This is a genomic window from Methylorubrum zatmanii (assembly GCF_014845115.1).
GTDB classification, from domain to species: Bacteria; Pseudomonadota; Alphaproteobacteria; order Rhizobiales; family Beijerinckiaceae; genus Methylobacterium; species Methylobacterium zatmanii.
On sequence record NZ_NKUI01000084.1, the window covers coordinates 21,279 to 32,476 of the forward strand.

Annotated in this window: 12 protein-coding genes; 4 read left to right on the plus strand and 8 right to left on the minus strand. The window is 68.7% G+C overall.

Annotated elements, in window-relative coordinates:
• The first annotated feature begins 24 nt into the window (after window positions 1-24).
• Window positions 25-2,091: a flagellar hook-length control protein FliK gene (fliK, locus tag MZTS_RS11370; RefSeq protein ID WP_192283928.1), complete on the plus strand. Its 2,067-nt coding sequence runs from the start codon at window positions 25-27 to the stop codon at window positions 2,089-2,091.
• On the plus strand, window positions 2,045-2,596 hold the full coding sequence (locus MZTS_RS11375) for a transglycosylase SLT domain-containing protein (protein WP_192283929.1): 552 nt from the start codon (window positions 2,045-2,047) through the stop codon (window positions 2,594-2,596). Before fliK ends, MZTS_RS11375 begins: the two co-directional genes overlap by 47 nt.
• Here the strand turns inward: MZTS_RS11375 and MZTS_RS11380 are convergent, their stop codons facing one another.
• From MZTS_RS11380 to motA, 8 genes are all read right to left on the minus strand, one after another.
• Entirely contained in the window at window positions 2,597-3,292 is a 696-nt protein-coding gene (locus MZTS_RS11380) for a response regulator transcription factor (RefSeq protein ID WP_192283930.1), read from the minus strand. It abuts the gene before it with no gap.
• Between the two features lie 205 nt (window positions 3,293-3,497).
• On the minus strand, window positions 3,498-3,944 hold the full coding sequence (locus MZTS_RS11385) for a hypothetical protein (protein WP_009864046.1): 447 nt from the start codon (window positions 3,942-3,944) through the stop codon (window positions 3,498-3,500).
• The gene (gene flhB / locus MZTS_RS11390) at window positions 3,941-5,005 is read right to left on the minus strand and encodes a flagellar biosynthesis protein FlhB (protein WP_192283931.1); all 1,065 of its coding nucleotides are present in this window, start codon (window positions 5,003-5,005) and stop codon (window positions 3,941-3,943) included. Before flhB ends, MZTS_RS11385 begins: the two co-directional genes overlap by 4 nt.
• 73 nt (window positions 5,006-5,078) lie before the next feature.
• On the minus strand, window positions 5,079-6,155 hold the full coding sequence (locus MZTS_RS11395; RefSeq protein ID WP_192283932.1) for a flagellar motor switch protein FliG: 1,077 nt from the start codon (window positions 6,153-6,155) through the stop codon (window positions 5,079-5,081).
• A 22-nt stretch (window positions 6,156-6,177) separates the two neighbouring features.
• On the minus strand, window positions 6,178-6,504 hold the full coding sequence (gene fliN, locus MZTS_RS11400; protein ID WP_192283933.1) for a flagellar motor switch protein FliN: 327 nt from the start codon (window positions 6,502-6,504) through the stop codon (window positions 6,178-6,180).
• Between the two features lie 191 nt (window positions 6,505-6,695).
• Entirely contained in the window at window positions 6,696-6,986 is a 291-nt protein-coding gene (locus MZTS_RS11405) for a hypothetical protein (RefSeq protein WP_192283934.1), read from the minus strand.
• Window positions 6,970-7,980: a flagellar motor switch protein FliM gene (locus MZTS_RS11410; protein WP_192283935.1), complete on the minus strand. Its 1,011-nt coding sequence runs from the start codon at window positions 7,978-7,980 to the stop codon at window positions 6,970-6,972. The genes MZTS_RS11405 and MZTS_RS11410 overlap by 17 nt, the downstream gene beginning before the upstream one ends.
• Before the next feature lie 12 nt (window positions 7,981-7,992).
• Window positions 7,993-8,865 (minus strand): flagellar motor stator protein MotA, encoded by an 873-nt coding sequence (gene motA / locus MZTS_RS11415; protein WP_192283936.1) that lies wholly within the window; start codon window positions 8,863-8,865, stop codon window positions 7,993-7,995.
• Window positions 8,866-9,093: 228 nt separating this feature from the next.
• Between motA and hslV the strand changes: the two genes are divergently transcribed.
• Both hslV and hslU read left to right on the plus strand, forming a co-directional pair.
• Window positions 9,094-9,624, plus strand: a complete 531-nt coding sequence (gene hslV, locus MZTS_RS11420) for an ATP-dependent protease subunit HslV (protein ID WP_009865453.1) — start codon at window positions 9,094-9,096, stop codon at window positions 9,622-9,624.
• Window positions 9,625-9,736: 112 nt separating this feature from the next.
• Complete coding sequence (hslU, locus tag MZTS_RS11425; protein WP_192283938.1) at window positions 9,737-11,050, plus strand: ATP-dependent protease ATPase subunit HslU; 1,314 nt, start codon at window positions 9,737-9,739, stop codon at window positions 11,048-11,050.
• Window positions 11,051-11,198: the final 148 nt, after the last annotated feature.

The window sequence follows — 11,198 nt, forward strand, 5'->3', positions numbered from 1 at the left end:
CGAAACTTCGGACGACCAACCGTGATGCGGTCCCTCGACATCCTGACCCCGATGCGGCCGAAGCCCGATGCCGGGCGCGCTCCCGCCAGCGACGAGACGGGCGTGGCTGCCGCCGGCGATTTCGAGGCGATGCTCGACTCCTTCGAAGGGGGGAAGGCACCGGCCGAGCAAGCCGAGGCGGCCGAGAAGATCGAGGCTTCCGCGCCCGAGGCTCCGGCCGCCATCGATGCCGTAACCTCTCCCACACCCGCCATCGATCCGGCAGGTTCTGCGCTGAAGGCGCTGATGGCCCTTGCAGGCCCGGTCGCGTCCGCCGCGCCCCCCACCCCTGCGGCCGCCCCGGCGGCGGGTCTCGCGGCCATGGTGCAACGGGCCGCCGCGCGGGCCGCGGCCACGCCTACTCCCGTTTCCGAGCCTCCGGCCCCGCAAGTCTCCGTCATTGGGCTGGAAACCCATTTCGCGCCCGTGCGGCCTCTCCTGCCGGCCACCGTGCCGGCCGTTCCGGCCAGCACCGGGGCGAACGATGCCTCGGTCATCCCGACACCGCCGATGATTTCACAAGCCGGCAGGGTCGGGGCCGCGCCGGCCGCTCGGGCTGGCGCCCTGGTGGGAGCCGCTGCGCAAGAGACGGCCGCCGCCGAGGTGCCGATGCCGCTCCAGCGGCCCGCCCCCAGCCTGCGCCGCGGGACGGAAGCCGTCCTCGCGCCAGCGCCGCAGGCCTCGTCCGGCGCGGCGACCCGGAATGCCGCGTCTTTCCCGGCCCCGGCGACCGAGGGCGCGGCCAACTCGCCTACGCCGGTTCCACCGGCGCTCAACCCCACCGACACACCGGCTGCAGCGCCGGAACAGACAAACCCGGTCTCCCCGGACACCGTCTCCGCCCTGTCCGAAGCGGCTCCGGCTCGCCCGGTGAGCGACGGGCCGAACACCGAGCCGCCGATCCTCGACCGGCCTTTCCCCGAGACGGCGCAGGCGGAAGCAGCAGCGGACGCGACCCATCCCGCCGTCTCCGTTCCCGCGCAGCCGGCTCCGACCGGGGAGGCCCGCAACCGCATCGCCGAGACGACGTCCGCCCCCGCCGGAAACCGAGCCGTCGGCCCCCGACCGGCCGAGGCCTCGCCAATCCCGGCCGGACCGACGCAACCGCCGACCGCTTCCATTCCGGCACAGGCCGCCGGGGCGGCGACCGTCCAGACCGTCGCAACGCTCGGGCGCTCCCCCTTCCACAGCGACCGCCCCGGAGCCGGCACCGCAACCGGGTCCGGCTCACCGCCTCCGACAGAGCCGGAAGAGGCCGCCGCCGCGTCCGGCTCTTCGGCCCCGGCCCAATCCACCGCGCCGGAACAGGCGCTCCACGCGACACCACCTCACGCGGAGCGCCCGACCGACATCGCCCAGCCGAACCCGATGCCCGAGGGGATTGCCACGCCGATGCGTCGCGAAGCCGAGACCGGCGCCTCAGGACCCCGCCGACTGGAGACCCCCGTCGCCGATCCCGTCACGCCGGGAGCGGCGGATTCCTCTCCGACATCGGCGAGCATGCCCACGCCGACCGCGCTGCCGGCCACGCCGCAGCGCCAGATCGTCGATGCAGTCACCGCGCAGCTCACTGCGGTCGCGCCCGCCCCTCAGGCCCGTCCGACGGCGCTGCCGGCCGAGGCCGGTCCCCTGAAGATCCTGACGCTCCAGCTCCAACCGGCCGAGCTCGGCACGGTGCTGGTGAGGATGCGCCTGCAGGACGGGCGGCTGGAGATGAACCTGCGCACCAGCCGCGAGGAGACAGCCGAACGCCTGCGGAAGGAGGGCGGCCTGTTGTCCGGCTTGCTCCGGGAGGCCGGCTATCAGGCGGACGCCGTCACGATCGAGGCCGGCGGTGCCGGATCGGCGGGGGATTTCTCATCGCGCGGCCAGGGGGCCGCGTCGTTCCAGGCGCCCGCCGGCGGACAGCGTGACAGGCAGCCGGGCGAGGCCGCGCCCGATCATTCGGGCCGGCGCCCGTCCCCGCAGCGGGACGAGGCCGCCCTGCCCACCGAGGAGAAGGATCATGAAACGGTATCTCGCGGGCGCGATCGCGGCGGCCTGTATCTCTAATGCCGCGCCCGCCAAGGCCAATGTCTGCGAGCGCCAGATGGCCCAGGCCGCCGCGAAGCACGGCGTGCCCCTCGGCATGCTCTACGCGGTCGGGCTGACGGAGAGCGGCAAGCGCGGCTCGCTCCAGCCCTATGCGATGAACATCGAGGGCAAGGCCTATTTCGGCACCAGCGCGGCCGACGTGATGCAGCGCCTCGCCGAGGCGCAGCGGGCCGGCGTGCGGCTGGTCGATCTCGGCTGCATGCAGATCAACCACCATTATCACCGGGCGAAGTTCGCCTCCCTCGAAGCGATGATCGACCCGGCCCAGAACGTGGAATACGCCACCCGCTTCCTGAAGGAGCTGAAGGAGCGCGAGGGCAGCTGGACGCTGGCGGTGGCGCGCTACCATGCGGGCCCCAACAACAACCCGGCGCAGAAGGTCTATGTCTGCCGGGTGATCACCAACATGGTCGCCACCGGCTTCGGCAACTGGACACCGGGGGCCAAGGCATTCTGCCAATAATCAGCCGATATAGGTGTAGCCCATGTAGCGCTTGGCCTCGATCGGATCGTGGCCGAGCCGCTCGGTGAGCTTCTTGCGCAGCTTGCTCACATGGCCCTCGATCACGCTCTCCTCGACGCCGTTGCTGTAGACGCCGTAGACCACGTTGAAGACCTGGGTCTTGGTCAGACGCCGACCGCGGTTGCGCACGAGGTATTCGAGGATATGCCGCTCCCGGCGCGGCAGGGGAACGGGCACCCCGTCGATCTCGGGATCGCGCCCGTCATGGAACACCTTGAGCCGGTCGGCCGCCCCCCCGGCCGCGCCCTCCGCCTCTGCGGGAGCCGGCACCATGCCGTTGACGCGGCGCCAGATCGCCTCCGACCGGGCCAGGATCTCGCGGACATGAACCGGCTTGGGCAGCACGTCGTCGACGCCGGCCTCGAGCAGCTGCACGGTCTCTTCCAGGGAGCGTAAGTCGGCCAGAGCGATGATCGGGGCGCGGGACTGCTTGCGGATCAGGGCGGCGCATTTCGCCCGTTCCTCGAAATCGCCGAGCAGGAAGCCCTGGATCGCGTCGAGATCGCCGGAAGAGGCGGTCCGCAGCCAGTTCAGGAACTCGTCCGGCAGAAGGCCGAAGGACGAGATGCCCTCGCGCTCGAAGCTGGCCCTGTAACCCGCGTTCACCGAATCCCGCGGATCGACCAGAAAATACATCGACCACCATCCTCCGATCAGCCGGATCGGTCCGGCCGGGCCCCGCGAGAAGATGGCGTCGGATGTCGGCCTTCACGCGACATCGGCCCCATCGCCCTCGGCGATGTCGGCCACATGTCGCAGTGCAACAAACCGGTCAATCACGCAGGCGTGAGGATCACGATGGCGTCAGAATTCGTTTCGCGAGCGTGGCATTCGTGCCGCGTCAGGCGTGGCCGATCCGGGCTCGATTCAGCGCCTTGGCAAATCCATCGAGGCCGATCTGACTGACATCTTCGGCAACGATACGTTGAATAGTGACACCCGCGAATACCTCGTCGAGCACCAGCTTGAAAAACACGGTCATCGGCTCGGCGGAGAACTCCATGTCGAGCACGACCTGCATGGAGTGGCCCCAATCGAGAGAGACATCCGCGCCGTCGGCGTAGGTGATGACCGATTCCTTGAAGAACAATTCGGCGGACGAAGCGACGACATCGGCGATGTTGCCGTGGCGCTGGCTGCGGATCCAGCCGATCAGCACCCCGCCATCGACAAGGCACAGCTCGGCGATGAAGCCGCGCAGCGCACGGGCGAAAATCTGCTCGGCCGCCGCGAGGGTGTCCGTCGCGGCCGGCGGGGCCGGCGCAAAATGTCGGACCTGAGGAATCATCGTGCCCTCGCGAAGAGGAAGAACAGGATCTGCGCCACGGCGCGGTAGAACTCCGCCGGAATCGTCTGATCGACCTGCACAGCATCGTACAGCGATCTTGCCAGAGGCTTGTCCTCGATCACGGCGATGCCTTTCTCCTCGGCGATCGCCCGGATGCGCAGGGCAATGAGATCCTGCCCCTTGGCGAGCACCAGCGGGGCCGGGTTCTCGGTCGGCTCGTAGCGCAAAGCCACGGCGAAGTGGGTCGGGTTGGCGATCACGACGGTGGCACGGTCGACATTGGCGAGCATCCGGTTGCGGGCCCGGTCCTGCGCAAGGGAGCGCAGCCGCGCCTTAACGGAGGGGTCGCCCTCGGTCTGCTTGTGCTCGTCCTTAATGTCCTGACGCGACATCCGCAGGGAGCGCTGCCAGCGCAGGCGGGCCCAGACGAGGTCGCCCGCCACGATGACGATGGTGGCGATGGCCACCGCCGAGATCAGGCGGATCGACAGAGTCAGGATCAGTTCGGGCAGCTGGCTCGGATCGACGAACATGGCGTTCACGGCTGTGGTCCGCTCCGAGCGGAGAAGCAGAAGGGCGACGACACTGACCGATAGGAATTTAACGAGGGATTTCAGGAACTCGACCTGCCCCGAGGTTCCGAAGATCCGGGAGAGGCCGGCCATCGGCGAGACCCGCGACCATTTCGGCGTGATCCGGTCGAGGACGAAGCGCGGCAGGTTCTGAAACAGCGAGGCCGAGAGGCCGCACACGGCCAGGATCAGCAGGATCGGCAGGAGGAACCGCCCCATCTCCAGGGCGACGCGACTCAGGAGCAGCATCGCGTCCCCGCCGGTTTCCAGGGAGAAGCCGCGCGGGTCGTCGAACAGGGGCGCGAAACTGTGCGCGAGTTGGGCCGCCTGCCCCCGCGCGAACAGGGTCAGCGCGATCAGAAGGCCGAGCGTCGAGGCGAAGACCGGCGCCTCCCGCGAGAATGGGATGTCGCCTTTCTCGATCGCCTCGCGGACCCGCCGCTCTGTGGCGGCTTCGGTCTTGCTCTCTTGGTCCGTTTCCTCCGCCATGCCTTACCCCCACGGAGGAGGGTCGGTGTGGCGGGGGCCGGCGCAAGGATCGGCGCAAGGGTCGGCGCAAGGGTCAGCGGATGAGCGCTTCACTCTCGCCTCCCGCATTGATCTCGATCTCGCCGCGCCCGGCCATCTCCATGGCGAGGTCGGTGATGGAGCGGCGCGCCTCCATGACGTCACGCTGGGCCGCCGGCTCGCCGCCGTTCAGCTCGTGCTCGACCATGCGCCGCACCCGCGCCGAGAGCGCGCTCAGCACCGTGCCCCGGAACTCGGCATCCGTCCCCTTCAGGGCGAGGACCAAGCGATCATTGGGCACGGCGTCGAACAGGGTGGTGCGGGCGCGGGGCGCCAGCTTGACGATGTCGTCGAAGGTGAAGAGCAGGCCCTTCAGGATCTCGACCGATTTCGGACGCGTCTCGCCCAGGCTGGTCAGCACGTCGTCCATCTGCTGCCGCTCCATCTTGTTGATGATGTCGGCCATCTTGGCGTGGGTGTCGGCGCCGGAATTGCGGGCGCCGTTGATCATGAAATCCTCGTGCAGCGTTTTCTCGATGTTGTGCAGCACGTCGTCGACGATGGGCTTGAAGCTCAGCATCCGCCGCATCACCGTGTTACGCAACGGGGCCGGCAGATGGCCCATCACCTTGGCGGCGGTGGCGGGCTTGACCTTCGAGAGGATCAGCGCCGCGGTCTGCGGGTGCTCCTTGACGAGGTAGCTCGCCAAAACGCTCTCCTGAACCGTGCCGAGCCGCTCCCAGATCGAGCGGGTGGCCCCGCCACGCACATCCGAGAGGATGTCGGCGATCTGGTCCGCCGGCAGCAGGCCGGTGAGCAGCTTCTCGACCTCGTTGACGGTGCCGATCAGGCTGTTGCCGGCGGAGAACTCGGCGGAGAAATTGTCCACCACAGCGTCGAGCTGCTCGGGGCTGACCGCACCGAGATGCGAGGCCGAGCGGGTGATGCGCTTGAGTTCGTCGGGCTCGAAATACTTGATCAGCCTCCCGGCGGCGGGCTTGCCCATGGCGAGCAGCAGCGCCGCCACCTGATCGACGGGTTCGAGCCGCCGCGCGGGCGGGCGGCCCGGAGCCAGCCCGGCGGGCGGAGGGCCCGGCGGCGACGAGTTCAACGAGACGGGGCTCGAGGACATGGCAGCCCGCTTCCGACGAGGTTCAGCCGTTCGAGTCGGTGGCGGCGGGCCCGACCACCTCGGTCAGGGACACGCCGAAGCGGGAATTGTCCTCCTCGACGATGACGATCTCGCCCCGGGCGATCACGCGGCCATTGACCATCACGTCCACCGGCTCCCCGACCCGGTGGTCGAGGGGGACGACGTCACCGCGCCCGAGCTTCATCAGATTGGCCACCGGCATGGTCGCCGCGCCGAGCACCACCTGCATCAGCACCGGAATGCGCAGGATCGAATCGAGATTGCGCCCGTCGCCCACGCGGGGCTCGGATCCGGCGAGTTCGGTCTGGGGGAAAGGGCTGCTGCTCATCGCTCGGGCTCGTGGTGGCGGCTTGGCCGTGACGACGGTGTAGCCGGCTTGGCTGACGCGAGGCTGGTGTCGCACGTGCCGGAATTCGGCGATCTCACGCACGCCCTCCCCTGAGGTGGCGGCGCGAAGCGGCGCCTCGGGGTGAGGGAATGGTCGGGAGATCCGATCTTCGCCGTGAGGTTAAGGATTCCTCACGCCTTCTTCGCCGCCTTGAGTGCCGCCTGTGACGCTTCGAGTTCGGCAAGCGTCGCCCGCGCCTCCTCGATCTTAAGGCTCAGGGCCTCCAGCACCTCGCGGCCCTCGTCCTTGAAGGAGCGGACCGCTTCCCCCGCCTGGGTCAACGCCACGCCGGAGGCGGCCACCGCCGCGCCGTATTCGGCCTGGGTCCGGTCGAGCCGCTTCAGCTTCAGATACATCGGCAGCACGCAGGCGCTCGTGGCCACGAGCGCGACGAGCAGCACGCCGTCAACCAAGGAGCCCATGGATGCCTTCCTTCTCCGGATTGATCGCTTCCTCCACCCGCAGGACGTAGGCGCCCTGCGACTGGCCGGCCCGGCACCAGAACAGCGGCCGGTCGTTGCCCTCGAGCTTGATCCGTGTCGCCGGCGTGGCGTCGAGTTCGATCACCTGCCCGACCTTCAGCCCGGCGATCTCGCCGAGCGTCAGGTGGCGCTCCTCCAGCACGGCTTTCAGGCGCACATTCGTCTTCTGCACCTCGGCGGCGATCTGCTCGGCCCAATGGGGATCGCGGGCGGCGGATTCGCCGGTGAGCACCTTGGACAGCGCCGGGCGCAGGGGGTTCAGCACCGTCTGCGGGATGACGAGGAACATCTCCCCGCCGCGATTGAGCGCCTGGAGCAGGAACTTGGCCTGCACCGCCTTGTTGGAGCGCCGGCCGATCACCGCGAACTCCATCCGGGTCTCCATCCGCTCCAGGCGGAACGGCGTCTGCGAGACGAGGCCGAAGGAGGATTCGAGCGCCTTGCCGACCTGCTCGAACACCATCTGGGCGATGCGCAGTTCGATGGCGGAGAAGTTGCGCTCGTCCTCCACCGGCGGCTCGGAGCCGTCCGAGCCGAACAGGACCTCGACCATGGTGTAGAGGAAATCGCGGTCGAGGCCGACGAGGATATGGCCGTCCCATTCCGGCGCGTGGAAGATGCCGACGACGGCGTTGGCGTCGTAGGCATCGAGGAACTCGCCGAAGCGCCCGCTGGCGATGCCGTTCAGGGAGTAGAAGGTCGAGGAGGCGGCCAAGTGCTTGGCCGCGTCGCTGCAGGCGGTGGCGAGCCGGTCGAACACCACGTGCAGCATCGGCAACCGGTCGAGCGACAGGCCGCCGGCTTCCAGGATGCGGGCGCGGATATCGGCCGCCGGCTTCGCTGACGCGGGTGCGGAGTCCGGCTCCGGCGCGGGCACCGGGGCAGGCTCCGCAGCGGCTTCGGGGCCTGAATCGGGGTTCTCGATCTCATCCATCTCGAAATCGCCTTACGCTGCCGCCTCGGCGCGGGCGCCCGGCACGGTGGCGCTCTCGACCTCGTCGATGGTCGGCCGGTCGGCGCCGGCGATGCCCTTGCGGCCGTGCTCGATCGCGACCTGGGGCAGCGCGCCGTTCATGTAGGCGATCAGGGTCTGCTTGATGATCGTGTAGGGCGCGCATTGCTTCTCGCGCACGCCCTTCACCTTGATGGCGAGCGGCGCCAACACCCCGTAGGAGGCGAACACGCCGAAGAAGGTGCCGACCAGCGCCGCGCCGATCAGGCCGCCGAGGATCTGCGGCGACTGGTCGAGGGCGCCCATCGCCTTCACGATGCCGAGCACCGCCGCGACGATGCCGAGGGCCGGCAGCGCCTCGGCCACCGTGTTGATGGCGCCGTAGGGCTTCAGCACCGACTTCTTGTGGGTGCCGATCTCCTCCTCCATCAGCGCCTCGATCTCGTGGGAGCGGGCATTGCCGATCAGGATCAGGCGGCAGTAATCGCAGATGAAGAGCACCAGATCCGGGTGCTTGGTCACCTCGGGATGACTCTTGAAGATCTCGGAATTCTCCGGATCGTCGAAATGCGTCTCGACCTCGTTGCGCGGCTTGGTCTTCAATTCGCGCATCAGCGCGTGCAACAGCCCGAGCAGGGACAGGAAGTCCTGGCGCTTCGGCCCCTTGTTGGTGAAGGCCTCCATGGTCGCCTTGCCGGAATCCATCACCACTTTCAGCGGGTTGGCGATGACGAAAGTCCCCGCCGCCATGCCGCCGATGATGACGAACTCCCAGGGCTGCCAGATCACGATCAGATGGCCGCCCATGGCGACGAAGCCGCCGAGCATGCAGCCGATCGCGATGACGAGGCCGACGAGGATTCCCATGACGAGGCTCCGGTGGACACCGCTGCGGGGCCGGTGCCGCCACGCGCGACACCGCTCCCGTCGAGCGGATAGGCGCGGTGGCTTGCGCGGAGCTTTTTCAGGCGTTGCGGCGCCAAGCTTTGGGTCACGCCTTGGAGCTCGGCGTCCGAGCGCATAACTGAGGCCCGTTGCCCTTCCCGACCGAACCGGAGCCCACCCTTGGCCCATTCCGATCACGGCCCGCCGCAGATGCACGCCACCACGATCCTGATGGTCCGCAAGGGGGGCCGGGTGGTGATCGGCGGCGACGGTCAGGTCAGCCTCGGCCAGACCATCGTGAAGGGCAATGCCCGCAAGGTGCGGCGCCTCGCCAAGGGCAGCGTGATCGGCGGCTTCGCCGGGGCCACCGCCGACGCCTTCACCCTGTTCGAGCGGCTGGAAGGCAAGCTGGAGCAGTATCCCGGCCAGCTCACCCGCGCCTGCGTCGAACTCACCAAGGATTGGCGCACCGACCGCTATCTCCGCCGCCTGGAGGCGATGATGCTGGTGGCCGATCGTGAGGTCAGCCTGCTGCTCTCCGGCTCCGGCGACGTGCTCGAACCCGAGACCGGTGTGATGGCGATCGGCTCCGGCGGCAATTACGCCCTGGCCGCCGCCCGCGCCCTGGAAGAGGGTGACCTCGACGCCGAGGCGATCGTGCGGCGGGCGATGAAGATCGCCGCCGACATCTGCGTCTACACCAATGGCAGCCTCGTGATCGAAGCCCTCGACGCGGCCTGAGGACCGCCCTCCCTGGAAAGGCGGCTCCGACCCGCTTAGATCGATTGCAGGGAGGCTTCGAGCCGTCCCGCCAAATCCCGCCAAGTTTCAAAAAATCGGCCGCAGGAGCCCGATGACCACCTTCTCTCCCCGCGAGATCGTCTCCGAGCTCGATCGCTTCATCGTCGGCCAGAAGGATGCCAAGCGCGCCGTCGCCATCGCCCTGCGCAACCGCTGGCGCCGCCAGCAGCTGACGGGGCCGCTGCGGGACGAGGTGGCGCCGAAGAACATCCTGATGATCGGGCCGACCGGCTGCGGCAAGACCGAGATCGCCCGGCGGCTGGCCCGGCTCGCGGGCGCGCCCTTCCTCAAGGTCGAGGCGACCAAGTTCACCGAGGTCGGCTATGTCGGCCGCGACGTCGAGCAGATCGTGCGCGATCTGGTCGAGGTCGGTATCGGCCTGACGCGGGAGGAGAAGCGCAAGGCGGTCAAGGCCAAGGCGGAGGCGGCCGCCGAGGCCCGCATCCTCGACGCGCTGGTGGGGCCGACGGCAAGTCAGGCGACCCGCGAGAGCTTCCGCAAGAAGCTGCGCAACAGCGAACTCGACGACAAGGAAGTCGAGATCGAGCTCGCCCCGTCCGGCCCGCAGGGCATGCCGATGTTCGAGATCCCCGGCATGCCGGGGGCCTCGATGGGGGCGATCAACCTGTCCGACATGCTCGGCAAGGCGCTCGGCGGCCAGCGGGGCAAGCCGCGCCGCATCACCGTGGCCGATGCCTACGCGCCCCTGATCGCCGAGGAGAGCGACAAGCTCGTGGACGACGACGCCCTTACCCGCGAGGCGATTCGCGAGGTCGAGGATAACGGCATCGTCTTCCTCGACGAGATCGACAAGATCTGCGCCCGGGAGGGCCGCTCCGGCGCCGACGTCTCCCGCGAGGGCGTGCAGCGCGACCTGCTGCCGCTGATCGAGGGGACCACGGTCGCGACCAAGCACGGACCGGTGAAGACCGACCACATCCTGTTCATCGCCTCCGGCGCCTTCCACGTCTCCAAGCCCTCGGACCTGCTGCCGGAATTGCAGGGCCGCCTGCCGATCCGCGTCGAGCTGCAGCCGCTCACCGTCGAGGATTTCAAGCAGATCCTCACCACCACGGAGGCGAGCCTGATCAAGCAGACCGTCGCCCTGATGCAGACCGAGGGCGTAACCCTCGACTTCACCGAGGATGCCATCGACGCCCTCGCCCGCGTGGCGGTGGAGGTGAACGGCTCGGTGGAGAATATCGGCGCCCGGCGCCTCCAGACCGTGCTGGAGCGCGTCATCGACGAGATCTCGTTCACCGCCACCGACCGCTCCGGCGAGACCGTGCCGATCGATGCCGCCTATGTGCGTGAGCGCGTGGCGGATCTCGCCGCCAACACGGATCTGAGCCGCTTCATCCTCTGATACGGGATCCGCTTGATTCAAGCGGATCCCGTATCGGCAAGCCCGCGCGGCGCCTGAGCGAAGCCCAGATCCGCCATCCCGAAAGGATCAAACGGCGACTGTATTGCGGGTCAATTGGCCACGTCGCTTTCGGCGAAGGTTTTGTCGG

Excerpts from the sequence above, each read along its gene's own strand:
- fliK (WP_192283928.1), top strand. The coding sequence starts at position 25 with ATGCGGTCCCTCGACATCCTGACCCCGATGCGGCCGAAGCCCGATGCC.
- MZTS_RS11375 (WP_192283929.1), top strand. The coding sequence starts at position 2,045 with ATGAAACGGTATCTCGCGGGCGCGATCGCGGCGGCCTGTATCTCTAAT.
- MZTS_RS11380 (WP_192283930.1), bottom strand. The coding sequence starts at position 3,292 with ATGTATTTTCTGGTCGATCCGCGGGATTCGGTGAACGCGGGTTACAGG.
- MZTS_RS11385 (WP_009864046.1), bottom strand. The coding sequence starts at position 3,944 with ATGATTCCTCAGGTCCGACATTTTGCGCCGGCCCCGCCGGCCGCGACG.
- flhB (WP_192283931.1), bottom strand. The coding sequence starts at position 5,005 with ATGGCGGAGGAAACGGACCAAGAGAGCAAGACCGAAGCCGCCACAGAG.
- MZTS_RS11395 (WP_192283932.1), bottom strand. The coding sequence starts at position 6,155 with ATGTCCTCGAGCCCCGTCTCGTTGAACTCGTCGCCGCCGGGCCCTCCG.
- fliN (WP_192283933.1), bottom strand. The coding sequence starts at position 6,504 with ATGAGCAGCAGCCCTTTCCCCCAGACCGAACTCGCCGGATCCGAGCCC.
- MZTS_RS11405 (WP_192283934.1), bottom strand. The coding sequence starts at position 6,986 with ATGGGCTCCTTGGTTGACGGCGTGCTGCTCGTCGCGCTCGTGGCCACG.
- MZTS_RS11410 (WP_192283935.1), bottom strand. The coding sequence starts at position 7,980 with ATGGATGAGATCGAGAACCCCGATTCAGGCCCCGAAGCCGCTGCGGAG.
- motA (WP_192283936.1), bottom strand. The coding sequence starts at position 8,865 with ATGGGAATCCTCGTCGGCCTCGTCATCGCGATCGGCTGCATGCTCGGC.
- hslV (WP_009865453.1), top strand. The coding sequence starts at position 9,094 with ATGCACGCCACCACGATCCTGATGGTCCGCAAGGGGGGCCGGGTGGTG.
- hslU (WP_192283938.1), top strand. The coding sequence starts at position 9,737 with ATGACCACCTTCTCTCCCCGCGAGATCGTCTCCGAGCTCGATCGCTTC.